Source organism: Ulvibacterium sp. (genome assembly GCF_965248315.1).
In the GTDB taxonomy this organism is placed as follows: Bacteria; Bacteroidota; Bacteroidia; order Flavobacteriales; family Flavobacteriaceae; genus Ulvibacterium.
The window spans coordinates 1527734-1553768 of record NZ_CBDFIX010000002.1 but is presented as its reverse complement, the minus strand read 5'-3'; the positions used below and the strand labels follow the sequence as shown (position 1 = coordinate 1553768).

25 protein-coding genes are annotated in these 26035 nt (G+C 42.0%); 15 read left to right on the top strand and 10 right to left on the bottom strand.

Annotated elements, in window-relative coordinates; genetic code table 11:
* Positions 1–88 precede the first annotated feature (88 nt).
* The 5 genes from ACP2AF_RS08170 to ACP2AF_RS08150 all read right to left on the bottom strand — a co-directional run bounded on the left by ACP2AF_RS08170 (position 89) and on the right by ACP2AF_RS08150 (position 3555).
* Positions 89–397 (bottom strand): four helix bundle protein, encoded by a 309-nt coding sequence (locus ACP2AF_RS08170; RefSeq protein ID WP_425235739.1) that lies wholly within the window; start codon positions 395–397, stop codon positions 89–91.
* A 35-nt stretch (positions 398–432) separates the two neighbouring features.
* On the bottom strand, positions 433–987 hold the full coding sequence (gene ruvC / locus ACP2AF_RS08165; RefSeq protein WP_425235738.1) for a crossover junction endodeoxyribonuclease RuvC: 555 nt from the start codon (positions 985–987) through the stop codon (positions 433–435).
* 109 nt (positions 988–1096) lie between these two features.
* The gene (locus ACP2AF_RS08160) at positions 1097–1573 is read right to left on the bottom strand and encodes a hypothetical protein (protein ID WP_425235737.1); all 477 of its coding nucleotides are present in this window, start codon (positions 1571–1573) and stop codon (positions 1097–1099) included.
* Between the two features lie 117 nt (positions 1574–1690).
* The gene (locus ACP2AF_RS08155; protein WP_425235736.1) at positions 1691–3196 is read right to left on the bottom strand and encodes an energy transducer TonB; all 1506 of its coding nucleotides are present in this window, start codon (positions 3194–3196) and stop codon (positions 1691–1693) included.
* Positions 3193–3555, bottom strand: a complete 363-nt coding sequence (locus ACP2AF_RS08150) for a BlaI/MecI/CopY family transcriptional regulator (RefSeq protein WP_425235735.1) — start codon at positions 3553–3555, stop codon at positions 3193–3195. Before ACP2AF_RS08150 ends, ACP2AF_RS08155 begins: the two co-directional genes overlap by 4 nt.
* Before the next feature lie 195 nt (positions 3556–3750).
* Between ACP2AF_RS08150 and ACP2AF_RS08145 the strand changes: the two genes are divergently transcribed.
* Together ACP2AF_RS08145 and ACP2AF_RS08140 are read left to right on the top strand one after the other, a co-directional pair.
* Positions 3751–4266, top strand: a complete 516-nt coding sequence (locus ACP2AF_RS08145) for a DUF456 domain-containing protein (protein ID WP_425235734.1) — start codon at positions 3751–3753, stop codon at positions 4264–4266.
* Positions 4267–4283: 17 nt separating this feature from the next.
* On the top strand, positions 4284–5603 hold the full coding sequence (locus tag ACP2AF_RS08140) for a serine hydrolase domain-containing protein (protein WP_425235733.1): 1320 nt from the start codon (positions 4284–4286) through the stop codon (positions 5601–5603).
* A 15-nt stretch (positions 5604–5618) separates the two neighbouring features.
* Here the strand turns inward: ACP2AF_RS08140 and ACP2AF_RS08135 are convergent, their stop codons facing one another.
* A complete protein-coding gene (locus tag ACP2AF_RS08135; protein ID WP_425235732.1) occupies positions 5619–6176 on the bottom strand; it encodes a nitroreductase family protein in 558 nt (185 codons plus the stop codon).
* 63 nt (positions 6177–6239) lie between these two features.
* Between ACP2AF_RS08135 and hutH the strand changes: the two genes are divergently transcribed.
* The 4 genes from hutH to hutG all read left to right on the top strand — a co-directional run bounded on the left by hutH (position 6240) and on the right by hutG (position 12139).
* Entirely contained in the window at positions 6240–7820 is a 1581-nt protein-coding gene (gene hutH / locus ACP2AF_RS08130) for a histidine ammonia-lyase (RefSeq protein WP_425235731.1), read from the top strand.
* A gap of 1 nt (position 7821) precedes the next feature.
* Entirely contained in the window at positions 7822–9081 is a 1260-nt protein-coding gene (gene hutI, locus ACP2AF_RS08125; RefSeq protein WP_425235730.1) for an imidazolonepropionase, read from the top strand.
* Positions 9082–9170: 89 nt separating this feature from the next.
* A complete protein-coding gene (locus ACP2AF_RS08120) occupies positions 9171–11174 on the top strand; it encodes a urocanate hydratase (RefSeq protein ID WP_425235729.1) in 2004 nt (667 codons plus the stop codon).
* Positions 11175–11176: 2 nt separating this feature from the next.
* Complete coding sequence (gene hutG, locus ACP2AF_RS08115) at positions 11177–12139, top strand: formimidoylglutamase (protein ID WP_425235728.1); 963 nt, start codon at positions 11177–11179, stop codon at positions 12137–12139.
* On the opposite strand, the gene ACP2AF_RS08110 is transcribed toward hutG, so the two are convergent.
* Both ACP2AF_RS08110 and ACP2AF_RS08105 read right to left on the bottom strand, forming a co-directional pair.
* A complete protein-coding gene (locus ACP2AF_RS08110) occupies positions 12140–13297 on the bottom strand; it encodes a homogentisate 1,2-dioxygenase (protein ID WP_425235727.1) in 1158 nt (385 codons plus the stop codon). It abuts the gene before it with no gap.
* A 360-nt stretch (positions 13298–13657) separates the two neighbouring features.
* The gene (locus ACP2AF_RS08105) at positions 13658–14935 is read right to left on the bottom strand and encodes an NAD(P)/FAD-dependent oxidoreductase (protein WP_425235726.1); all 1278 of its coding nucleotides are present in this window, start codon (positions 14933–14935) and stop codon (positions 13658–13660) included.
* Between the two features lie 91 nt (positions 14936–15026).
* On the opposite strand from ACP2AF_RS08105, the gene ACP2AF_RS08100 reads away from it, so the two are divergent.
* Complete coding sequence (locus ACP2AF_RS08100; RefSeq protein ID WP_425235725.1) at positions 15027–15254, top strand: hypothetical protein; 228 nt, start codon at positions 15027–15029, stop codon at positions 15252–15254.
* Positions 15255–15337: 83 nt separating this feature from the next.
* On the opposite strand, the gene ACP2AF_RS08095 is transcribed toward ACP2AF_RS08100, so the two are convergent.
* Together ACP2AF_RS08095 and ACP2AF_RS08090 are read right to left on the bottom strand one after the other, a co-directional pair.
* Complete coding sequence (locus tag ACP2AF_RS08095) at positions 15338–16240, bottom strand: universal stress protein (protein WP_425235724.1); 903 nt, start codon at positions 16238–16240, stop codon at positions 15338–15340.
* A 71-nt stretch (positions 16241–16311) separates the two neighbouring features.
* Positions 16312–16947 carry a Crp/Fnr family transcriptional regulator gene (locus ACP2AF_RS08090; protein ID WP_425238020.1) on the bottom strand — a complete coding sequence of 212 codons (636 nt, stop codon included), beginning with the start codon at positions 16945–16947 and terminating at the stop codon, positions 16312–16314.
* A 189-nt stretch (positions 16948–17136) separates the two neighbouring features.
* On the opposite strand from ACP2AF_RS08090, the gene ACP2AF_RS08085 reads away from it, so the two are divergent.
* From ACP2AF_RS08085 to ACP2AF_RS08050, 8 genes are all read left to right on the top strand, one after another.
* Complete coding sequence (locus tag ACP2AF_RS08085; protein ID WP_425235723.1) at positions 17137–19533, top strand: heavy metal translocating P-type ATPase; 2397 nt, start codon at positions 17137–17139, stop codon at positions 19531–19533.
* A gap of 116 nt (positions 19534–19649) precedes the next feature.
* Positions 19650–19871 (top strand): cbb3-type cytochrome oxidase assembly protein CcoS, encoded by a 222-nt coding sequence (gene ccoS / locus ACP2AF_RS08080; protein WP_425235722.1) that lies wholly within the window; start codon positions 19650–19652, stop codon positions 19869–19871.
* 5 nt (positions 19872–19876) lie between these two features.
* Positions 19877–22078 (top strand): cytochrome-c oxidase, cbb3-type subunit I, encoded by a 2202-nt coding sequence (ccoN, locus tag ACP2AF_RS08075; protein WP_425235721.1) that lies wholly within the window; start codon positions 19877–19879, stop codon positions 22076–22078.
* 6 nt (positions 22079–22084) lie between these two features.
* On the top strand, positions 22085–22279 hold the full coding sequence (locus tag ACP2AF_RS08070; RefSeq protein WP_422081903.1) for a CcoQ/FixQ family Cbb3-type cytochrome c oxidase assembly chaperone: 195 nt from the start codon (positions 22085–22087) through the stop codon (positions 22277–22279).
* The gene (locus ACP2AF_RS08065) at positions 22276–23232 is read left to right on the top strand and encodes a cbb3-type cytochrome c oxidase N-terminal domain-containing protein (protein WP_425235720.1); all 957 of its coding nucleotides are present in this window, start codon (positions 22276–22278) and stop codon (positions 23230–23232) included. The genes ACP2AF_RS08070 and ACP2AF_RS08065 overlap by 4 nt, the downstream gene beginning before the upstream one ends.
* Positions 23233–23327: 95 nt before the next feature.
* Entirely contained in the window at positions 23328–24746 is a 1419-nt protein-coding gene (ccoG, locus tag ACP2AF_RS08060) for a cytochrome c oxidase accessory protein CcoG (protein WP_425235719.1), read from the top strand.
* 23 nt (positions 24747–24769) lie between these two features.
* Positions 24770–25216, top strand: a complete 447-nt coding sequence (locus ACP2AF_RS08055) for a FixH family protein (protein WP_425235718.1) — start codon at positions 24770–24772, stop codon at positions 25214–25216.
* A 59-nt stretch (positions 25217–25275) separates the two neighbouring features.
* On the top strand, positions 25276–25980 hold the full coding sequence (locus ACP2AF_RS08050) for a sulfite exporter TauE/SafE family protein (RefSeq protein WP_425235717.1): 705 nt from the start codon (positions 25276–25278) through the stop codon (positions 25978–25980).
* Positions 25981–26035: the final 55 nt, after the last annotated feature.

Here is a 26035-nt window from a genome sequence, read left to right as displayed (position 1 = left end):
ATAAGTTATATAGTTACGCCTAATGCAAGTTCTATTTGGCGCCAAACTTGCTTGGATTATTAATCATATAATAAATTAATTTTGCTATTTAAACCGTTTTTTCAAATAACAATTCAAACTTCTCCTGTTCTATATACTTGCATTCTCTCGAAAACTCCAACCATGCTTGAGTTTCTAAATTCTCACCATTACTATCTGAAAGCTTAGATATGAAATGTTTGGGGTATCGACGTTTCGCATAAGATTCGTCGATATTCGTGGAAACACTTCGGGAAGATCTTCTTATTTGATCTGTCAAAGAATACTTCTCCTCCTTCGGAAACTTTTTGGAAACCTCAAAAATTTCCATTGCCAACTCAAAAGATTTTTGATATGCCAGTAAATCCTGAAACTTCATAAAGAGGTGTTATTTTACTTATTACTATATACTTTTCACTTTTTGAGTCGTCCTTCATTAGCTTTAACAAACGCTTCCCAACCTGAGTAACTTTTACCTATTTCTATTCGGCCTTCGTTATAAAAATGGCAGACTGCGGCGGCAAGACCATCTGTGCTATCCAAGTTTTTAGGGAGGGTTTTAAGACCCAAAGTGCTTTGTAGCATTTTCGCGACCTGTTCCTTACTCGCATTTCCATTTCCGGTTATGGACATCTTTATTTTTTTGGGAAGGTATTCCGTAATGGGTATTTGTCGGGAAAGTCCGGCAGCCATAGCTACCCCTTGCGCACGACCTAATTTAAGCATACTTTGTACATTTTTGCCATAAAATGGCGCCTCAATGGCAATTTCATCCGGATGATAGGTATCTATCAATTCCAAGGTCCGTTCAAAAATAAGCTTGAGTTTGGTATAGGGGTCGGTATACTTTTTAAGTAGAAGTTCATTCATCTGGATAAACTTCATTTTTTTATCCACCACTTTGATAATCCCAAAACCCATGATGGTTGTTCCGGGATCTATACCAAGTATGATTTTTTCGTGGGCCAAGGTCTTATGGTTTATGGTTTATGGTTTATGGTTTATGGTTTATGGTTTAAATTACATCCAATAAATTGACATTGAATATTCTACATGATTTTTGGCTCAAATACGAAATCTAATTACTGCGTAAACGTATGGGTAACCGAAATTTTGCCGACACCGGAATTCCTCTTTTTAAGGCCGGAGCCAAAGGCGGCATATTCTTAAGGCTTTGACGAACAATACCTTCAAATTCTGGCATTTGTCCATCGATTTCATTATCCTTTACAATCTCTAGAATGGTTATTTTCCCTTCCTTGTCCACTAAAAAATCGACAGTAATGATAGAGTCGATTTCTGTACCTAATATAAATTCAAATTCTGTTAGAGTAGCCGAAAAATGGGACAAGAGTTCCTGTTCAAAACACTCCCTTTGCCCTATTTTGGATGCAGTCTCGTCACAGTTCTCAAATAAGGGGTAGTTGTCCACATTGTTCCAATCAATGGCTTGCATTTCCTCGTCCACCATTTTTTGGGTCTTCTTGTCTTTGGAGACCCACAGATTGCAGGAAGCCAGACCACAAAAAACCAACAGCATCCAAAAGTGTCGCATACCCACCAATTCTTGGGTGGAAATTACAATTTTTTAGCGAAGGATCAGAACATCTTTATAACGCTATACAAAAAGACCTGGATCAGTACCCAGGTCTTTTTATAAGGTTATGGGAAGTTATTGTAACTTAAAGGTAACCGGGATGGAATACATCACATTAACGTTGTTTCCGTTATGCCTGCCAGGTACCATATTCGGGATGCGTCCGATAATCCGTTCTACCTCATTTTCCAAAAGCTTATCCGGCCCTTTGGTTTTAATGTGTACAACCTTACCATCTTCATCTATGGTAAACACAGCATTCACCCGCCCTTCTACTCCTTTTTCAATAGCTTCCTTCGGATAGTTGAAATGCTTACTGATATGGCGTTGTAGTTTTGAGTTGAAACAGGCCCTTTTATCCGTCTCGCTTTCACAACCCAAAAAAATAGGTACTTGCTCCACTTCCCCAAAAGGTAAAGCCCTGTCCAGGCCATATTCCGAAGTGGTCTTCGAATTATCTCCGAAAAAGTCGAAATCCATGTCCGCCAAGTCCGTTTCAATTTGCATCTTAGCTTTGATAGGGTTCCCCTCCGGGCCTGAAATATAGGACTCCCCATCCTCCGGTCTGGAAAAATGTATGGTAGAATTGCCATCCTCAACATGTAATTCCCAATCCTGTGAGCCATTTGAGAGATCCACAAGTCTTGAAAAAACCTTGTCCTCCTCCATATCCGTCAAATTCCCGATATCCGCAACGGATATGGTTTCCTGTACATCATCTTTCCTTTCATTTTCACAGGATGTATAAAAAAGCATCCCAATTACAATGGGGGCAACTAGTAAATACTTTAATTTCCAAATTTGTTTTGATTTTGATTTTTGTAACATGACTATTCGCTTTTTGATTAATGATTCTTTAAAAAATTGGTTGATGAATGAAATATGTTGGGTTTGAAACACTTGGGACAAAAGCAATTTATATTGTTCGTTTTTATTGGTTTTGGCCACTTGGGCATCGGCGATAAACTCGTGCAATTCCGAAACCTTGTTTTGATATACATAAACCAATGGATTAAACCAACCTAAGATGCGCATCAATTCAAAGAATATAAGATCGCACGAATGTCTCTGCCGAATATGGACCAACTCATGATTGATGATCGTTTCATGTTCCTTTTCGACAACCTTGTCTCCCAAAAAAATGGACCTGAAAAAGGAAAAAGCAGCCCTACTATTGGGAAGGATTATCCGGGTAAACTCATTAAAATAATGCACTTCCCCTAGCCGCTTGAGTCTTTGGATTTGAAACAGCTTATACACAAAAAACGTCGTGGTCAAAATCATCCCGCCAAAAAGCAGGACAAGCTCCCAGGACGGACCAAAAGTTGACCCTTTGTCCCCTACGACCTTTAGAGCGGCATTGTCCAAATTCCAAAGAAATTCCGGATATCCCTTAAAAGCTATGGGTATTTTGGTTCTAAAGGCTTCTATCTTTACCCAAGGCAAAATCAAGGATAGCAGATATGAACCTATAAGGTAGGCCCGGTTCCATTGGAAAAAGGTCTCGGGCTTTAGCCAAAAATCGTAGATGACCAAAAACACCAATTGAAAGGCCATACATTCTAGGACATACTGTATCATTTTTCGCCTTTTTTGATTTCTTTTAAGATAGATTCCAATTCTGAAAGACTCATATCGTTCTTTTTCATAAAGAAAGACACCATGCTTTTAAAAGATCCCTGAAAATAACCGTCCACCAATTTGGTAATGGACTGATTGCTATAATCAGCTTTCTTAATCAATGGAAAATAGAGATGCCCTTTTCCTTCCTTTTCGTGGTCTACAAATCCTTTACTCTCTAAAATCCGTACAATGGTAGAGACTGTATTATAGGCCGGTTTGGGTTTGGGCACTTCATCTATAATGGCCGCCACATTACATTTTTCCAGTTTCCAAAGGATTTGCATTACCTCCTCCTCCGCTTTGGTCAATTGCTTCATTTAACTAAGTTTTTAGTTCAAATAATATTCAAATATAACTAAAACTTTAGTTAAAACTAATTATTTAGTTAAAAAATTGAGCCCAATAAACTATTCCTTTAGTTTATAGACCCGTCAGGTTTTAAAAAACCTGACGGGTCTGGTTAAAAAAGTGTAACAAAATGCATGTATCTTAGTCCAACAGAAAAGGAAAAAATGGATATAGTATTACTGGTCCTAGGATTTATTTTAATGCTCGTTGGCATTCTGGGAAGTTTTTTGCCCGTACTGCCTGGGCCTCCTATAAGTTGGGTAGGCCTATTATTACTGTATCTCACAAAGGCCGTCCCCCAAGATTGGTGGTTGTTGGGCATCACCCTGGGAGTTGCACTTATTGTTGTTGCATTGGATTACATAATCCCGGCAATGGGGACTAAGAAATTTGGAGGTAGCAGATCGGGTATGATAGGCACCACTGTCGGATTGTTGGTAGCCTTGGTATTCCCCATATTGGGTATATTCGGAATTGTTATTTGGCCGTTTGTGGGTGCCCTTGTGGGTGAAATCATTAATAAAGCGGACAAAAAGACGGCATTGAAGGCAGCCTTTGGTTCCTTTCTTGGATTCTTGACAGGTACTTTCCTAAAATTTATGGTCACCGTGATATTTCTTGGGATGTTCATTTCAGTGGCCTGGACACATAAAGCGGCCCTATTTCCTTTTTTTGAATAGTATCTCAAACTTCTGATATGCAAAAAAACTTCCTGACACTCTTACTAGCCAGCCTTATCTCTTTGTACGGGGTTTCACAGCAGATTGATTCCGCTAAACTGGATAGCCTTTTTAACACCTTGGAGGTTAATGACCGTTTTATGGGAAGTTTAGCCCTTTCGCATGAAGGTGAAACTATATACGCCAAGGCTATTGGATATAGGGATGTAAAAAACAACCTAAAACCGACTACAGGCACCAAATACAGGGTTGGCTCTATAACCAAAATGTTTACCTCGGTACTTGTTTTTAAGGCCGTGGAAACTGGTGAACTAAAGCTCGATCAGACAATCGACGCCTATTTTCCCAAAGTCGAAAATAGTGATCAAATCACCATTGCCAATCTGTTAAACCACAGAAGCGGCATCCATAGTTTTACAAGCCGCCCCGATTACCAAGATTGGGATATCGAACCCAAAACAAGGGCCGAACTCCTCGAAATCATCCGAGATGGTGGAAGCGTCTTTAATCCTGATAGCAGGGCTCAGTATAGTAACTCCAACTATGTGCTGTTGACATTTATTTTAGAGGATGTCTTAAAGAAGACCTATTCGGAGCTTGTATCCGAAAACATTACCGGACCCCTGGGCCTAAAAAGTACCTATGTGGGAGGTCGGATCAATTTAGACCATAACGAAGCCCATTCCTACACCTACGAAAAAGGTTGGAAAAAAAAGGATGAAACCCATATGTCCATCCCCTTAGGGGCAGGTGCTATGGTCTCCACACCAACCGATTTAAATACCTTCATACATGCCCTTTTTGAGGGGACATTGATTTCCATGAAAAGCCTCTACCAGATGAAAACCATTTCCGATGGTTATGGCATGGGTATTTTTCCGGTACCCTTCCACAATAAAAGTGGATATGGCCATAATGGTGGAATAGATGGATTTACCTCCGTCTTGGGGTACATGCCTGAAGATAAAGTTTCAGTAGCCCTAACTTCCAATGGCAATCGCTATGCCAATAACGATATCATCATTGCCGTATTAAGCGCGTATTATGGGAAGCCTTTTGAGATACCTACTTTTAAAACTATCAAAGTACAATCGAAAGATTTGGACAAGTATCTTGGCATCTATACCAGTGAGCAACTTCCATTAAAGATTACAATAACCAAGGACGGCACTACTCTTTTTGGCCAAGCTACCGGGCAACCATCCTTCCCTATGGAAGCCGTAGAAAAGGACATATTCGAGTTTGCGAAGGCCGGGGTGCGAATAGAATTTACACCCGATGAAAAGAGCTTTGTCCTAAAGCAAGCTGGAGGTGTATATAACTACAAAATGGAATAGGCCTAAATCTAGGATCTAGTATTCGAGCCATACCGTTTTTTCTGCTATAGGTGTCCTGGTCTGTTCGGGAATTTCTTCATCATAATATCCCATATACAAAAAGCCCAAACACTTTTCCCCTTCATTTAACTCCAGAAATTCTCCCATATATTGTATTAGACCGGGTGAGCTCCAATAGCAACCGATTCCCATTTCCGCACAACAGAGCCACATATTCTGTACAGCCATTGCCGTAGCGGCTATTTCCTCCCATTCCGGTAAACTTTCCTTTGGATCCCGTTGCATGCAAATAGCAATTATTGCTCCTGCCCTTCTGGGGTTCTCCAAAAGTTTTTTGAATTTGATCTGTTTAGGGCTTGCCTCGGTCTCCTGATATTTTTTGGACAGGAATTGACCCAATCGTGGTTTGGATTCGCCAAGCAGTACCTTAAATCGCCAGGGTTCCGTCTTTCTATGGGTCGGGGCCCAGTTGGCGGCCTCCAGGATTTTTTCAATATCAGATTTGGCAATTGGGCTGGAATTATATTGAACCGGAAATACCGAACGTCTCTTTTTTATCAAATCGAAGATCATATGTTATATATTTAACAATATCAAACTTAATGAATACATTTAGGGTCCTGAAATATAGTCCGAATGGCATCGAAATCAAAAAAATTCCTTTTTGGCCAAGAACATCTTACAGCTGGCATTGCCCTTGACCTGGTTAGAGGTGAAATCATCGGTGAAATTCCCGAGGAATCGAGAGCCAAGCTTAGGGCAAGTCAAAAAATCGTGCATACCATTGTGGAGCACGGCCATCCAGTATATGGTATTAATACAGGGTTTGGGCCATTGTGTACCACCAGTATCTCCAAGGAGGAAACCAAAATACTGCAATCCAATATCTTAAAAAGTCATGCGGTTGGTGTTGGATTACCTATTGATACGGAAATTGCCAAATTAATGTTGGTGTTAAAATTGCATTCACTTGCCAAAGGGTATTCCGGGATCGCAGAGACCACTATAGATCGAATCCTTTGGCATATAGAAAATAATGTAATTCCTGTGGTTCCCTCTCAAGGCTCTGTAGGCGCATCCGGCGATCTGGCTCCTTTGGCCCATCTTTTTCTTCCTTTGATCGGATTGGGAAAAATAACCTATAAAGGAGAGGTTTTGGACACTTCCGCTTTTTTTAAAAAAGAGGGGTTGAAGGCCTTGCAACTGGGCCCAAAAGAGGGGTTGGCATTAATCAACGGAACACAATTTATAGCTGCCCATGCTATTATGGTAATTGAAAAAATGCACGCTTGTTTGGCCCAGGCGGATATCATAGGGGCCATGATGATAGAAGGCCTACAGGGATCCATTAAGCCCTTTTATAACGAGTTGCACGCCCTACGCCCTTTCAAGGGAAACATACATGTGGCCAAAAGGGTAAAACGATTGCTCAAAGGTTCGGAAATCATGGAAGCCCATATTGATTGCGAACGGGTACAGGACCCCTATTCCCTTCGTTGCATTCCGCAGGTACATGGCGCTTCACGAAATGCATGGTTACATTTAAAGGAACTACTGGAGACAGAATTGAATGCGGTTACGGATAATCCAGTCATTATAGAAGAATCCCTGACCATAAGTGGAGGCAACTTTCATGGCCAGCCCTTAGCCATGGCTTTGGATTATGCCTGTGTTGCGGCTTCCGAACTCGGCAATATTTCGGACAGGAGAATCTATTTGGCCTTGGAAGGCAATAGCCCTGGGGTTCCCAAATTATTAATGGCGGGCACAGGTATCAATTCGGGTTATATGATCTTGCAATACACATCTGCGGCTTTGGCCAGCGAAAACAAGGGATTGTGCTTTCCCGCAAGTGCCGATAGTATCCCTACCTCCTTGGGACAGGAAGACCATGTAAGTATGGGATCCATCTCTGGAAGAAAAGCACTGCAGGTCCTGGAAAACGTGGAAAAGATTTTGGCGATTGAATTACTGACCGCTGCACAGGCATTCGAATTTCGAAAGCCGTTAAAATCAGGGATTTTGTTGGATGAAATCCATAAGGAAGTCCGCAAAGTAGTAGCCTTTGCAAAGGAGGATAGGGTTTTTGCAGAAGATATTGATATCGGAATCGAGTTGATACGATCAAAGTTCTTGATAACCATTATAGAAAGAACACGGAAAAAGAAGAACATGTCCTTGGACACTCCTTATTCCGAGGAATTTGAAGAATACTAAAATGACAGGTTTAACCAAACTTATCGGTCCATTTAGACAAGTGGTACCCATGACCGGATTGCCCTTAAAGGGTGCTATTCCAGATATTAAACTAGCTGTTATAACCGAAGCCGGGATTCTAGTCGAGGATAATAAAATTCATTCCATAAAAAAGTTTTCTGAGTTATTTAAGGATTTCAAGGAAACCAACACGGAAATCATTCGTTTGGAGGGCGACCATGTTTGTTTGCCCGGTTTGGTAGATGCCCATACACATATATGCTATGGAGGTTCCCGGGCCAATGACTATGCGTTGCGAAATTCAGGAAAGACGTATTTAGAAATTGCCCAGGCCGGCGGTGGTATCTGGGATACGGTGACCCAAACCCGAAAGGCCACAAAAGATAAACTTGTAAAACATACGGTTAAACTTGCCCGACGCCATCTTAAAAATGGAACAACCACATTGGAGGTTAAAAGTGGTTATGGGCTGTCTCAAGCGGAGGAACTTAAAATGCTATATGCCATCAAGGAGGCCAACGAAATCCTTCCCATAGATTTAATACCGACATGCTTGGCGGCACATATGCTTCCTAAAGATTATAAGGGAGGTGAAGAAGATTATCTGGCAGAGATTGGAAATGTACTTTTCCCTAAACTTAAGAAAGAAGGTTTAGCCCATCGTATTGATGCCTTTATTGAAGAAAATGCCTATTCTGCAAAGCAAATCGGGCCTTACTTTGAAAAAGCCCGGGAAATGGGTTTTGATATTACGGTCCATGCCGATCAATTCTCTACAGGTGGTAGCGAAGTTGCTATTCAGTTTGATGCGCTCAGTGCGGATCACCTTGAGGCGAGTACTCCAAAAGAAATTGAACTATTGGCCAAAAGTAATGTCATTGCCACTGCACTGCCGGGAGCTTCATTAGGACTGGGCTGTAATTTTACTCCCGCCCGAAAAATCTTGGATGCGGGTGGAGCTTTGGCCATTGCCAGCGACCATAATCCGGGATCGGCCCCAATGGGGGATTTGCTGACCCAGGCTGCCATTCTAGGCGCTTTCGAAAAATTGTCCAATGCGGAAGTATTGGCGGGCATAACTTTTCGTGCCGCAGCGGCCCTTAATCTATCGGATAGGGGCCAATTGGCCAAGGGTTTTTTGGCCGATCTTGCCGTTTTCCATACAACCAACTATTCTGAAATTCTCTATAATCAAGGAAATTTAAAACCGTGTATGGTGTGGAAAAACGGAGAACTGATTTCTGATAGACATAAGGGTTGAAGTAGGAAGTAAGAAATACGAGGTACGAAGTATGAAGGGGAAATAGAACGAATGTCCAGTATTTAAAGAAAGCGTAAAAAGAACCAAGAATGACCTTTAAAGAACAAATACTTCAGGGCATCCCCACAAAACTTCCTCCTAAAGGGGACTATTCAAAAGATGCGAATCATGCTCCCAAACGGAAGGATCTCCTGTCTTTGGAAGAAAAGAAATTGGCCGTACGCAATGCCTTGCGCTATTTTCCCAAATCATGGCATTCCGAACTTTCCAAGGAATTCACCGAGGAGTTAAAGGCCCATGGCCGGATCTATATGTATCGCTTTAAGCCAGACTACGAAATGTTTGCCCGACCCATAGAGGCGTACCCGGCGAAAACAAAACAGGCGGCAGCCATCATGTTGATGATCCAGAACAATCTGGATCCCAAAGTTGCTCAACATCCTGAAGAATTGATAACCTATGGTGGCAATGGTGCGGTTTTCCAAAACTGGGCGCAGTACCTTTTAACCATGCACTATTTGGCCACTATGACGGAAGAACAAACCCTGCATATGTACTCGGGTCACCCTATGGGACTCTTTCCATCCGCCAAGGAAGCTCCTCGAGTAGTTGTTACCAACGGGATGATGATTCCCAATTACTCCAAACCGGATGATTGGGAAAAATACAATGCCCTTGGTGTCACCCAATACGGACAGATGACCGCAGGTTCCTATATGTATATAGGACCTCAGGGAATCGTACATGGTACGGCCATTACGGTCATGAACGCTTTTCGGAAAGTGCTACAAAAAGATGAAAATCCAGCAGGAAAAATATTCCTGACTGCAGGACTTGGTGGAATGAGCGGCGCCCAGCCCAAAGCTGGAAATATTACGGGATGTATCACTGTCTGCGCGGAAGTAAATCCGGCTGCCGCCAGAAAAAGATACGATCAAGGCTGGGTAGATGTGTTAATTGATAATCTTAATGAGCTAGTATCACGTACCAAGGAAGCCCAAAAGAATAGTGAAACCGTATCGCTGGCCTATATTGGAAACGTTGTAGATGTATGGGAACGTTTCTTTACGGAGAACATTTTTGTTCACTTGGGTTCCGACCAGACTTCTTTGCACAATCCATGGGCGGGTGGCTATTATCCGGTTGGGTGTAGTTTTGAGGAATCCAACCAACTAATGGCCGAAAACCCTACCCTTTTTATGGAAAAAGTACATGAATCGCTTCGACGACAGGTAGATGCCATAAACCAACATGCCCAAAAAGGGACCTATTTCTTCGATTATGGAAATGCCTTTTTACTGGAAGCTTCCCGCGCGGGAGCCAAAGTAATGGCGGACAACAACATTGATTTCAAATACCCCAGCTACGTTCAGGACATTTTAGGACCTATGTGTTTTGACTATGGTTTTGGACCATTCCGATGGGTTTGTACTTCTGGTAATCCCGCTGACCTCCGAAAAACCGATGCCTTGGCCTTGGAGGAAATGCGGAAAGTCAAGTCGAATGCCCCGGAGGAAATCCAGCAGCAAATGCAGGACAATATCCAATGGATTTCCGAGGCAGATCAGAACCGATTGGTCGTTGGTTCCCAAGCTAGGATTCTATACGCCGATGCAGAGGGCAGGGTTAAAATAGCGGAGGCTTTTAACAACGCTATAAAAAAAGGTGAGATTTCAGCAGCCGTTGTTTTAGGAAGAGATCATCATGATGTCAGCGGAACGGATTCTCCATTTCGGGAAACCAGTAACATCTATGATGGAAGCCAATTTACTTCGGATATGGCCATACACAATGTTATCGGTGACAGTTTTAGAGGGGCTACTTGGGTCTCCATCCATAATGGCGGGGGTGTTGGATGGGGCGAAGTCATCAATGGAGGATTTGGTTTGGTGCTCGATGGTTCTGAGGAAGCCTCAAAAAATCTTCGAAACATGTTATTTTATGATGTAAACAATGGCATCGCCCGAAGAACTTGGGCTCGGAACAAGGAGGCACTTTTTGCCATTCAGCGCGAAATGGAGCGCACTCCAGAGTTAAAGGTTACCATACCCCATTTGGTGGAAGACGGAATACTTGAAAAATTGTTCGATTAACTATGCCTGTTTACAATCCAACGAATCCCGAAATTTGGACAGGAAGAAAATCCGGTAAAAACCTGTACCTGCATGAAATCGTAAAATGTATGGATCTGGATTCAATCGTTCCAGACACTACTTCAAAAACCATTGCGATACTAGGTTATGCCTGTGATGAAGGGGTAAGGCGAAACCAAGGAAGGATTGGGGCTGCACAAGGCCCGGATGCCATTCGAAAGCAATTAGGGAAGATGCCCAATCATCTGAATCCGGATACAAAGTTATTGGATATAGGTTCAATTTCATGTGCGGATGAAGACATGGAAGAATCACAAGATCTACTTTCAATAAAAGTCTCCCAACTTTTAAAGAACAGTATATTTCCCGTTCTACTGGGTGGAGGTCATGATATGGCCTATGGACATTTCCAAGGTATCAAAAAGTTTTTGAACGGAAACAAGTCCATAGGTATTATCAATTTTGATGCGCATTTTGATCTGCGCAATAACGGCAACGGTAATAATTCTGGTACACCTTTTTACCAAATCGCCCAAGACTGCAAAGCCGATGGAACTAGCTTTAACTATTTATGTTTTGGAATCCGGAAGGATGCCAATGACAAGGTATTGTTTCAAACAGCAAACAAACTTGATGTAGGTTATATTGAAAACGCACGCTTTCATCTTCGATATTGGAAGTCCGTTGAACGGGAACTTCAAACATTTATTGGCAAAGTAGATGCCCTATACGTGACTATTGACCTAGACGGATTTTCATCGGCGTATGCTCCAGGGGTCAGTGCTGCCTCTCCCATGGGCTTTTCGCCGGATATTGTACTGGAATGTCTAAAGGTAATTCTCCTTTCACGAAAATTGATAAGTGTGGACATTGCTGAGATGAATCCGAGATATGATGTTGATAATTGTACTGCTAAATTGGCGGCGTCACTTATCCATTACGTAACACGGCAGCAATTCAATTAGCTATTCCAACCAGCTCTTATAGTACTTTCCATCATCAATATCCAAAGCGGTTTGCGTTAGTTGCAATGGTTTAAAGGTATCGATCATCACAGCCAGTTCCTCGGTCTTGGTCTTTCCGATACTTGCTTCATAGGTGCCCGGATGCGGCCCATGGGGAATACCGGCGGGATGTAGGGAAATATATCCCTTATCAATGTTCTTACGGCTCATAAAATCTCCATCTACATAGTACAGAACCTCATCGGAATCGATATTTGAATGGTTATAGGGCGCTGGGATGGCCGCTGGGTGATAGTCATACAATCGAGGTGCAAAGGAACAGACCACAAATGCCGAGGTCTCAAAAGTCTGGTGTACCGGGGGCGGTTGGTGTACCCGTCCCGTAATCGGCTCAAAATTATGGATGGAAAACCCATAGGGATAATTATAGCCGTCCCAGCCCACTACGTCGAAAGGATGCGTTGCATAAACTACATGGTGCAATTGTCCCTGCTTTTTTATCTTGAGTAAAAACTCACCTTTTTCGTCGTAGGTCCGTAAGTTCGCGGGGAGCTTAAAATCCCGTTCACAAAAAGGCGAATGTTCCAAATGTTGCCCAAACCAATTGCGGTAACGTTTCGGCGTATAAATAGGGTGGTAACTTTCTGTAATTAGTAGTCTATTGTCCAAATCATCAAACTCGATTTGATAGATCATACCCCGAGGAATTAAGAGGTAGTCTCCATATTCAAAGGGGATTTCCCCCAAAAAGGTCTTCAAAGTACCTGTACCCCTATGGACAAAAAGGAGTTCATCGGCATCCACATTTTTATAAAAATAGTCGGTAATCGAGTTTTTGGGCGCGGCCAAAGCCACGTGGACATCCGAATTGAATAAAATCGTTTTCCGGCTTTCCAAATAATCCTCCTCGGGTCGTATTTCAAAACCCTTCAATAATCGTGAAGCAATGTTATATTCCACTGCCGCTTTGGGAGCAACATCTATGGCCGTTTGAACGGCCTTGACCTGTGTAGGTCTATGCAAATGGTACATCAAGGAAGACATTCCATCAAAACCAATGGTACCGAACAATTGTTCGTAATGTAAGGTTCCATCATCCTTTTTAAAAATAGTATGACGCTTCTGGGGTATCTTGCCCAATTTGTGATACAATGGCATAATTACTGGTTTTAATCTCTTTTAAAAATACAATAAATAACACAGTTTACTTTATTGGCCTGTAGAATTATAACTTTATTAAAACATTTGACAATCAACTGATTATACTCATTAAAAAATGTCCCAAAAGCTGGAAATTTATATGGAAATCCATCCAATTTCCGAAAGATTGATAATGTAGGTTTGAAAGTAGATTTCAGGAGAAATTTGGTTTAAACCAAATCCCCTAAGGTGGAATCATAAAAAAAGCCTCCCATTATGGAAAGCCTTTCATTGGCCCTGACCTTAATGGTCATGGGTCACAACACAACGCTGCAAATATAACAAAGGTTTTCAACAAAACGACAAACCAGCCGTCTTTTATGCTTTGGGCTTAAAGGGTCTAACGATAAGCCTAGCTGCCTTATCATAGTTGATGTAGTTGTACGCCCAGTTAAAAAACACAATGACTCTATTTCGGAAACCTACCAGGGCCATCAAATGCACGAACATCCAAATAAACCAAGCGAAGAATCCGCCAAACTTTAATTTGTGCAAATCCACAACGGCCTTGTTCCTACCAACCGTTGCCATAGTTCCCTTATCATTATAAATAAAGGGTTCCATAGGTTTCTCCTCCAAGAGTCGTTTTAAGTTTTTTGCCAAAAGCTCCCCTTGTTGTATGGCTGGTTGGGCCACTTGTGGATGCCCCTTTGGATAGTGTTCCGTTTCCATGTAGGCAACATCGCCAATAGCAAATATATTCTTGTAATTCCTTACTTGATTAAATCGATTTACTTTAAACCGATTAAGCCGCTCCATTAGAGAAGAAGCATCTATGCCTTTAATTGCAGCACCCGTTACCCCAGCCGTCCAAATAAAATTTTTGGTTCGCATGCTCTTACCATTGTTCATGGTAAGTGTTTCTCCGTTAAAGTCTTGAACTAAGGTTTTCAAAAGAATCTTCACACCCAATTCATGCAAAAATTTGGTTGCTTCTTTGGAGGCTTGTTCGCTCATAGGAGGTAAGATTCTATCGGCACCTTCAAAGAGATGTATCTCCATTTCATCCACATTTAGATGTCTGTAATCCCTAGGAAATACATGGCGTTTCAATTCTGCGAACGCACCGGCAAGTTCAACTCCCGTTGGGCCGGCGCCCACGATACAAAAATTGAGTAAGGCCTTTCGTTCTTCCAAGTCATCACAATCATCCGCCTTTTCAAAATTTTGCAACATCAAACTCCTTATATTGAGCGCCTGGGGTACATTTTTCATGGGCATGGCATGTTCTGCAATGGTCGCATTGCCAAAAAAGTTGGTCTTGGTCCCCGTGGCAATGATCAGATAGTCATAAGAAAGCTCACCAATATTGGTAATTACTCGATCACCCTCCGGCTCTATATGCTCTACCGTTGCCCATCGAAAATGAAAGTTTTTAAGACGTTTTAGTACTTTGCGAATCGGATAAGCAATGGAATCCGGCTCCAAACCACTAGTGGATACTTGATAAAGTAGGGGTTGAAAAGTATGGTAGTTGTGCTTGTCTATCATGACCACTTGCACATCCAAATTTTTAAGCTTTTTTGCCAACGATATTCCGGCAAATCCACCACCTATAATGACCACTCTCCTTTGGTTCGTCTTGGGTAGGTTCATGCAACGATTTTGTACAAAATTACGTATTCTTTTACCGTTATCTTAACAGTGCCAAATAAAGATTTGTGTTACTTTAGAAATAAAAATCGCTATGCAAAGTACTTCCATGTTTTGGGTAGGAATTACTACCCTGCTTCTCGTTATGGTAACGATTATGGTTGCCATGGACTTTCCATTCAATTGGGTCTTTTATTTGACCGTTTTAGGACAAATTTTAATTGTCTATATGGTCTATAAAGTATTGACCGAAAATTATCAAACGGAAAAAACGTTTGAGGATTTCTATGAGGACTGCCCCATAAGTGAGCGTCTCCATTAGAAATAATATTGCAGCAATTTTATGCAGAAAAGCTCCTGTGAATACTAATATTGGAAGTAAACTTACTTAGAAGGATCCAATACTTATTTAGAAACAGACATTTCTTGTTCCCTTTTATGCTTGTATGGTACGCTCATGCCCAGCTCAGGGATGACCAATAAAGGTATTTGCGTATGGAAGGCCATGCGTTTTACCACCGGTTCCCGGGTCATACGTTCCATATAGCTATGCTGATAATGAAGCATGGCCAATAGGTGGATGTCCAACTCGTTTACAAACATCTCCAAGGTCTTGGATACAGAGTTTAGTTCGGAAACTGTATGTACATAATGCTCTACATCGGAAAGGTATTTGCGCAACATAGATAGATTGAACTGCTGAATTTCCGTGAGCGCCTTGATTTCATATTGAACATATACAATACGTATTGCGGCATTGAAGGTGTTGGCAAGTTCGATTAAAGGCATAAGCTCGGATTCCGTATAAAAGCGATTAAAATCCGTAGCGAAAGCAACTTCTGAAGGAGCAACATATTTAAAATGTTGGGGAACGGCCAGGACGGGGCAATTTTTGACCGATTTGATAATTCGGACCGTATTGCTTCCCATAAAGACTTCCTCTAACCCAGAAGCACCTTTTGTCCCGGTAACCACCAGATCTATTTCTTCTTGTTCAACAACTTCCTTGATTTCCTCGGTCAACAGACAAAACGAAGACATGGTTTTAAAACTGTGCTTTGGATTACTGTAGCTTTTCTGAATACGTTTTACTACCCCCAGTAGACCGTTCTCTGAACAGGCCCGCGCTCCATCCTCCAAGTTGCCGGCATCCAAGGTGGCCGCCATAAATCTACTATTGGCAATTGCGGGGGTGTATGTATTAAGTAAGTGGAAAACGCATTCTTCACCTTTAAAAAGCTCCATGGCGTATTGCGTAGCATTCCACGCATTATCGGAAAAATCGGTAGGTAATAATATGCTTTTCATAGATCGGAGTCTAATTATACAAGGTAAAATTAACCTAGTACTTAGGCTCAAACTATGATATATGTCAGCTTTTAAAATCCTTCCACCAAGTCTTGCAGTTTTCGTTCATCGGCAATACCTATTTTTTTTCCAGAAGTCTTTAAGAATCCTTTTTTTCGAAACTCGGAGATAATACGGATGCAACTTTCCGTAGCGGTGCCTACCACATTGGCAATATCCTCCCTGGAAAGGGTTAACATTAAAAAACCTTCTTTATCCTCCCCGAAATTATTTTTTAGGTAAAGAAAAGCCTCGGCAACCCGTTGTTTTACCGTTTTTTGGCTCATATTTACAATAACATCATCGGCCTCCCTTAAGTCATGGGCCATATGCCGGAGTACTTCTACAGTAAAATCCGGATTGGATTTTAGGGTATGTACAATGCTATCCTTTGGAATATAACACACCTCCATATCATTTACGGCCACAGCACTTAAATTGGAATGTTCTTCGGCAATTACGGATCGTTGTCCCATGACTTCTCCCTTAGTGGCCAGTTTTACGATTTGATCCTTACCGTTGGCACTCAACTTGGAGAGTTTGGAAACCCCGTTGCGAACACAAAAAACACCATTGAGTTTTTCTCCTTCCTCAAAAATGGACTCCCCCTTTTTTATTTTTCTAACCATCTTGGAGTCGGATACCTTTTTAAGTTCTTCTTTGCTCATGGCACGCAGTGCATTAAATTGGCGTATGATACACTGCTCACATCTACTTTCGTGCTCCTCCTTATCCATACCTCATTGTTATTGGGTTGTTCCGAAAAATTATATAAAAATATTGAAAAGCTGACAATTATCATATCTATGTTTGTAAAACTTGCAAATATTTGCAAAAGGTATAGTAAGCAAATGTGAATGGAAACGACCAAGTGTTATCATTGCGGTGACCATTGTGGCACTGCATCCATTAAGTTCGATGAGAAAGACTTCTGCTGTAACGGTTGCAAAACTGTATACGAAATTTTTTCTAGCAACGACCTATCCTATTATTATGACCTACAATCGGCTGCTGGGGCCACTCCAAAAGAGGTTGAAGGAAAGTACGACTTTTTGGATACTCCTGCTATTGTTGAAAGATTAACGGAATTCAGCGAAAGTGACGTTCAGGTCGTTAGCCTCTATATTCCCCATATCCATTGTAGTTCCTGTATCTGGGTATTGGAGAATCTAAACAAATTGCACCCCTCGGTAACTGCGGCCCAAGTAGATTTTCCCAAGAAAACGGTTCGCATTACCTATACAACCGCTAATTTCTCTTTAAAAAACCTGGTTGTCCTCTTGGCTCGCATCGGATATGAGCCCTACATTTCCCTTGAGGACTATGACAGGGGCAAAAAAAAGATAGACCGCAGCCTCATTTACAAACTGGGTGTAGCTGGATTTGCCTTTGGAAACGTAATGTTTCTCTCCTTTCCAGAATACTTTGATCTGCATCTGGACGAATCGGTCACAAAGGAATTTTGGCTGGAGCGGTACAAACATCTTTTTCGTTGGTTGATGTTCTTCTTTTCGTTGCCCGTGGTATTTTATGCGGGCCAGGATTATTTTATATCGGCATATAAAGGATTGCGGAGTCGGTTATTGAATATTGATGTTCCCATTGCCCTGGGTATTTTGGTACTTTTTCTACGCAGTACCCTAGAAATCATTTTCAACTTGGGAAGCGGTTTCTTCGATAGCCTTACGGGACTTGTCTTCTTCCTTTTGCTCGGAAAGTTCTTTCAACAAAAAACCTATTCCTTTCTTTCCTTTGAACGGGATTACAAATCGTATTTCCCCATTGCAATTACCCGTATAAATCCTAATGGAAAAGAGGAATCCGTTCAGGTATACAAAATTAAAAGGGGGGATAGGCTTCTTATCCGAAACCACGAACTTATTCCGGCAGATGGTATTCTCATTAACGGAAATGCGCAAATAGATTACAGTTTTGTAACCGGAGAGTCGGAACCCGTACGCAAAGTGTCCGGGGATAAAATTTTTGCCGGAGGAAAGCAATTAAGCGGGGCCCTGGAAATGGAGGTTTTAAAATCCGTATCACAAAGCTACCTTACCCAACTTTGGAGCAATACCGTATTTCAAAAAGACAGACCGAGCAGGTTCAGGACGCTTACGGATAGTATCGGAAAACGATTTACATTGGCCGTTTTGACCATAGCATCCATTGCTACGGCCTTTTGGCTGTATTATGATCCCAGTAAGGCCTTGAATGTTTTTACGGCCGTTCTTATTATAGCCTGTCCCTGTGCCATTGCTTTGGCAGCACCATTTACCCTTGGAAATATGTTACGCATCTTCGGCCGAAAAAAATTCTACCTCAAGGATGTACAGACCATAGAACGATTGGCTGGAATAGGCACTGCTATTTTTGATAAGACAGGAACCATCACCACTACCAAAAGGACTACGGCCAGTTATGAAGGTATGCCCTTGACCGAGGAAGAGGAATCGTTATTGAAAAATACATTACGGGCTTCCAACCATCCTTTAAGTCGTGCCTTGTACGATGTACTTGCGGAAAACAATATTGTTCCCTTAGATGAATATGAGGAACATTTGGGCAAAGGCTTGGAAGGGAGCAAAGATGACAATCACATTAAGATAGGATCGGCAGATTTTGTGGGTACGGAATCATCCGCCAATGAGTTGAATACATCGGTACACGTGAGTAGCAATGAGAGCTACAAAGGGCGTTACGTTTTTCATAACATGTATCGCAAAGGTGTCCCGGAATTGTTCAAGACCATGGCTACGGACTTAAAGTTGGCCATTCTCTCAGGGGATAATGAAGGTGAAAAAAAACGTTTAGAAAAACTGTTGCCCAAATTAGTACCTTTATACTTTGACCAGAAACCGAAGGACAAACTACAGTTCATCAAATCCCTTCAGGAGCAAGGTGAAAAAGTGATGATGGTCGGCGACGGACTAAATGATGCCGGGGCCTTGGCCCAAAGTGATGTAGGTATCGCCATCTCTGAAAACGTAAACGTATTCTCCCCCGCCTGTGACGGTATTTTGGATGCAACCAAATTTCGTCAGTTGCATAAATATATATTGGCTTCCAAAAAAGCCATGAAAATCATTAAACTGAGTTTTGTGTTGTCCCTATTATACAATGTAATCGGACTTTACTTTGCGGTAACAGGGCAGTTACAGCCCGTTATTGCGGCCATTTTAATGCCTCTGAGTTCAATAAGCATTGTGACATTTACTACGGTAATGACCAATGTATTGGGCAAAAAAATAAACTGATAAATTTCTCTTTTTGCAGATGTCAAGGCAAAAAGAAAAATTATTTTAAAACCTGATAAATATCATTTTCTATGGATAGTGCCCAACTTAGTTTTACGCCAGAATTCAGGTAAGGTATGAGTGTTATATATGTATTGTTGGCCATTAGCATTGTTGTTGCGGTCATCTTTTTCACAGCATTTATTATTTCTGTTAGGAGTGGTCAATATGACGATTCCTATACCCCATCGGTACGAATGCTATTTGAAGATGAATTGGTAAAGCCCTCATCCTTGACGGGAGGGGAAAAATCAAAAGGTGAACTAAAAGTGGATAAATCAACCGAAATAAATCAATAGTTATTATGGAAGTACAGCAGTTTTACTACGATAATAAAATCGTAAAAAAATTCCTCTATGCGACAATGCTGTGGGGGATTGTAGGTTTTCTGGTGGGGCTTATATTGGCCTTTATGTTCCTATTCCCCAACTTAACCGATGGCATCTCCTGGTTAAGTTTCGGTCGTTTACGGCCGTTGCATACCAATGCGGTAATCTTTGCCTTTGTGGGGAATGCCATTTTCGCAGGAGTCTACTACTCCACCCAGCGTTTGCTCAAGGCCCGGATGTTCAATGATTTTCTGAGCAATTTTAATTTTTGGGGGTGGCAGTTGATTATCGTAGCCGCCGCTATAACCCTTCCTTTGGGTTATACCACCTCCAAAGAATACGCTGAGCTGGAATGGCCTATTGATATCGCCATTGCACTGGTTTGGGTCGCTTTTGGGGTAAACCTTATAGGAACCATGATCAAAAGGAGGCAGCGCCACCTGTACGTAGCCATTTGGTTCTATGTAGCTACTTTCGTAACCGTTGCCGTACTTCACATTTTCAATAGCCTTGAGCTTCCAGTCAGTGCTCTAAAAAGCTATTCCGTTTATGCCGGTGTCCAGGATGCCTTGGTTCAATGGTGGTATGGGCATAATGCCGTGGCTTTTTTCTTGACTACCCCTTTCTTAGGACTTATGTATTATTTTGTTCCCAAGGCTGCGAATAGGCCCATATATTCCTATAGACTGTCCATAGTCCATTTCTGGTCCTTGATATTCATCTATATTTGGGCAGGCCCACACCATCTGTTGTATTCTGCTTTGCCAGATTGGGCACAGAATCTGGGTGTTGCCTTCTCCGTAATGTTGATTGCTCCCTCTTGGGGCGGTATGATCAATGGTTTGTTGACCCTACGTGGGGCATGGGACAAGGTACGGACCGATCCAACACTCAAATTTATGGTCGTAGCGATTACCGGTTACGGTATGGCTACATTTGAGGGACCCATGTTATCCCTAAAGAACGTAAATGCCATTGCCCACTTTAGTGACTGGATCATTGCCCACGTCCATGTTGGTGCATTGGCTTGGAACGGCTTCTTGACCTTTGGTATGATCTATTGGTTGGTCCCCAAAATGTTCAAGACGCGATTGCATTCCACTCCTTTGGCCAACTTCCATTTTTGGATAGGTACTTTGGGTATCATTCTATACGCACTGCCCATGTACGTCGCCGGATTTACCCAGGCATTGATGTGGAAGGACTTTAATCCGGATGGTACATTGGTCTACGGAAACTTTTTGGAGACTGTAAACGAAATCATCCCTATGTATTGGATGCGTGCCATTGGAGGTACCCTATATATTGTTGGGGCCATTGTAATGGTCTATAATGTAGTCGTGACCATAAAATCAGGTAGCAAGGTAGAGGATGAACTTGCCGAGGCAGCCGCCTTAACACGGGTTTCCAAAAGGAGGACCGCAGGCGAGACTTTCCATACTTGGTTGGAACGTAAACCGATACAATTGACCATCTTGGCCACAGTAGCCATCTTGATAGGCGGTATTATCCAGATTGTACCTACAATTTTGGTAAAATCGAATATCCCAACGATTACCAGTGTAAAACCGTATACCCCGTTGGAATTGGAAGGTAGAGATCTTTATATCCGAGAAGGATGTGTGGGCTGTCACTCCCAAATGGTTCGTCCTTTCCGAAGCGAGGTAGAGCGTTATGGTGAATATGCCAAGGCAGGGGAATTCGTATATGACCATCCTTTCCTTTGGGGCAGTAAAAGGACCGGACCGGACCTACTTCGGGTTGGTGGGAAATATTCGGACAATTGGCATTTTAACCATATGTACGATCCCCAAACTACCTCATCGGGATCCATAATGCCCGCTTACCAATGGCTAATAAACAACGAACACGACCGTAGCGCGGTACAGGACAAAATGGAAGCTATGGTCAGCCTAGGGGTACCCTACACGGAGGAGGATATTGCCAATGCCGTACAAGCAATGGACGAGCAGGCAAGCCAAATTGAAAAGAACCTATATTCCGATCCGGATTTTGTAGCAAGCTATGAGGCGTCCAAAAAGTACGCACAGGAAAACGGACAGGAATTCGTAGAAATGAAAGACCGTGAAATTGTTGCTATGATCGCCTATCTACAAAGGTTGGGTACGGACATCAAAGTAAAGGAAACTAACGAACTACTCTCAGAAAACAAATAAAAGGCCATGTTGAAATTTGTAAAAAACCATATGGAAAGTATAGAGGGCATTGCCACCTATCCCATGATATCACTGCTCATCTTCTTTGTCTTTTTTGCCCTGCTCTTTTGGTGGGTATTCACAGCAGGAAAGGACTACATCAAAGAAGTAAGCGAATTGCCCTTGGAAAAAGATAATCAACCTAAAGAAGAAGTATTATGAGAAATATGTCACCCTGGTGGATACGGATCCCCGTAGTTTTTTTCCTCATTTTTGGATTGATGGAATATTTCATTGATTCCGGGGATAAACCAGCAATCATTGAATATCCTATTACCCAGTTCTTTATGCTGATGGTACTGCTGATATTGATCGGAATAGAATTAATACTGCAATCCATAGAAAATGTGATGTTCCAGACCTTGACCGAAGAGGCCAAGGAACGCTATCTTGAGTCCAAAGCCAAAAGATGGGAATGGAAATGGGGCAAAAAAATATACCAAAGATCATTGGGTTCCAAACCTATAGAGGCCGAAGGCGAAATTATCTTGGACCACAACTATGACGGTATCCGAGAATTGGATAACAAGTTACCACCTTGGTGGGTTTGGATGTTCTATGCCACTATCGTTTTTGGTGTAATATATCTTGCCCGTTTCCATGTTTTTGGGGATTACACCCAAGATGAGGAATATGTTACCGAGGTAGCCTTGGCCGAGGCCGAAATAGAGGAATACAAGAAAACAGCAAAGGATTTTGTAGACGTCAATACTGTGGAACTTCTTACAGACGCCTCCGATTTAAGTGCAGGCAAGGCCATTTTTGAGACCAATTGTGTTGCCTGTCATATGGCCGATGGTGGTGGGGGAATTGGCCCCAATTTAACTGATGAGCACTGGATTCTTGGTGGTGGCATCAAAAATGTGTTCAACACCGTTTCCGAAGGAGGACGGGATGGCAAAGGTATGGTGGCCTGGAAAAATGTACTTAAACCTGCAGAAATGGCTCAGGTGTCTAGTTACTTATTGACTTTCCAAGGAACGACGCCCGCAAACCCAAAAGCTCCAGAAGGGGATATTTGGATCGATCCGGATGCTCCGGCCATGGAAATCCCAGAACAATCAAAAGACTCCGTAATTGTGGAAACGGACTCAACAACAGTAGCCGTCAATTAAGGAAATTTTCAGGTTTGAGGGCATAAAAAAGTATGAATTCCCTGAGGCATTCCCAAATTATAGGGAAGCGAAGCGGGGTTTGAAAGCGGTGTAAAATGGCACAGGACCAGGAAAATTTTAGGGACAGCATAGGCACCATCAATGAAGAAGGTAAGCGGGCCTGGGTATTTCCAAAAAAACCAAGCGGAAAGTTCTATACCTATAGGAAATACGTAAGCTATTTACTTTTGGCCTTTCTATTTGCCTCACCGTTTCTTAAGGTTAACGGCAATCAGTTTTTAATGTTCAATGTATTGGAACGCCGTTTTAATATTTTTGGTTTCCCTTTTTGGCCGCAGGACTTTCATCTGTTTGTGATTTCAATGATTATCGGAGTCATATTTATTGCCCTGTTCACAGTAGCTTTTGGCCGTATTTTCTGTGGATGGATGTGTCCGCAGACTATCTTTATGGAAATGGTCTTCCGCCGTATCGAGTATTGGATCGATGGTGACCGTGGAGCCCAAATAAGATTGGACCGACAGCCATGGAATGCGGAAAAAATCAGAAAGCGGGTCTTAAAATGGATTGTATTTTTCTTGATATCCTTTCTTATCGCCAATGTTTTTTTGGCATATCTCATTGGTAGCGATAGATTGATACAGTATGTTACCGATGGCCCTTTTCAACATGTAAGTACCCTGGTATCACTATTGATTTTTACGGCTGTCTTCTATTTTGTATTTGCTTGGTTTCGAGAGCAGGTTTGTATTATTGCTTGTCCGTATGGAAGGATGCAAGGGGTGCTTTTGGACAATAAATCCATTGTGGTGGCCTATGACCATAAACGCGGAGAGGCGGAAAATGGACGAAAAAAATGGCGTAAGAACGAAGACCGAAAAGCACTGGGACATGGAGACTGTATAGACTGTAACCAATGCGTGGTGGTATGCCCTACAGGAATCGACATTAGGAATGGAACACAGTTAGAGTGCGTTAACTGCACCGCCTGTATCGATGAATGCGATACCATTATGGAGAAGGTAAATTTGCCTAAGGGCCTTATCCGTTATGCTAGTGAGGATGAAATCGTAAAAAAGGAAAAATTTAAATTCAATCCCAGATTAAAAGGATATACCGCGGTATTGACCATTTTGACCGGAGTACTGATCGGTATGCTCTTTTTGAGAAACGATTTGGAAGCGAACATTCTACGCTTGCCGGGACAACTGTACGAACGTAAGGATAATAACATCATAAGTAATGTGTATACCTATAAATTGGTAAACAAGACCACAAAAAGTATTGATGATGTAAGTTTCAAACTTTTATCCCATCAAGGAAAAATAGAATTGGTGCGGCACGCGAATTTTGAGGTCCCTGCACAGGATTTGGCAGAAGGTACATTGTTTATCGAAATAAACAATGCGGCCTTGGAAGGCGACAAGGATAAGCTAAAAATTGGTGTTTACAGCGGGAGCGAACTCATCGAAACCACCACGGCCCGTTTTTTAGCGCCTCGGAGTTACAATTAAAAAAATTGATAAAGGAATCGATCATGAAAATAAACTGGGGAACAGCTATTGTACTGGCATTCATAGGGTTTATTGGGTTTATCCTATTTTTCGTTGTACGGATGAGCATGGACAACAAAGCCAACCATGACCTGGTCACGGATGAATATTACAAACAGGAGCTGGCCTATCAAAAGGAAATTGATGCTGAGGCCAATGCCAAAAATTTGGCCGACCCTATTAAAATAAAAAAAACGAATAACGGCCTTCTCCTAAAATTCCCAAAAATTCTGGAAGGACAAAACATACAAGGAACAGTGTCCCTATATAGACCATCCAATAAACACTTGGATTTTGACTTACCCGTAAGTTTATCCAATACACATTTGCTCATACCTGACAAACGTTTGTTGGGTGGTCGCTGGGACATTAAAATCATTTGGGAACATAAAGGAAAAGAATTTTTGCATAAGGAAAGTATAACGTATTAGATATTGGAAATAGTTTTTACCCGTTCAATGTCTCGTATCTCAAGTCTTATATCCAATAAATGTTAATATCCGCTATCATTTTAGGGCTTATGGGAAGCTTGCACTGTATAGGCATGTGTGGCCCTATTGCCTTTATGTTGCCGGTAGACAGAAGTAACAATCTTAAGAAACTTCTTCAGGTATCCCTTTATCACTTTGGTAGATTACTATCCTATGCCTTGATCGGTCTAGTGTTTGGGTTGTTGGGCAAGGGACTCTACATCTTTGGAATGCAACAAAAACTATCCATAGGAGTTGGCCTGTTGATGATTGTTCTTGTCCTTATCCCTGCAAAAGCCTTGAACTCCTATAGCCTTTCCAAACCGGTTTACAAAGTAATCTCAAAGGTGAAAAACCGATTGGGCCAAGAATTGAAAAAGAAAACCCCGGATACCTTTTTGACCATTGGGTTCCTAAATGGATTCTTGCCCTGTGGATTGGTCTATATGGCGTTATTTGGCGCCATCGCCATGGGAAGTGCCTGGGAAGGCTCCTTGTATATGATGTTATTCGGATTGGGCACTGTGCCCTTAATGACATCGGCCATTTACTTTAGTGGATTTCTAAAAGGAACTCTACGACATCGCGTTCAGAAATTGATTCCGGCATTTGTGGTGGTAATTGGTCTGTTCTTTATTCTAAGGGGAATGGGATTGGGTATTCCCTATATATCGCCCGAACCTGTACAAGATGTGGTAACGGCCGAGATAGAATGCCATGATTAGCTGTAAAGGTATTTGCTGAATTTTTATCGATTTGGAGAAAAAGTAAGTCAACCCC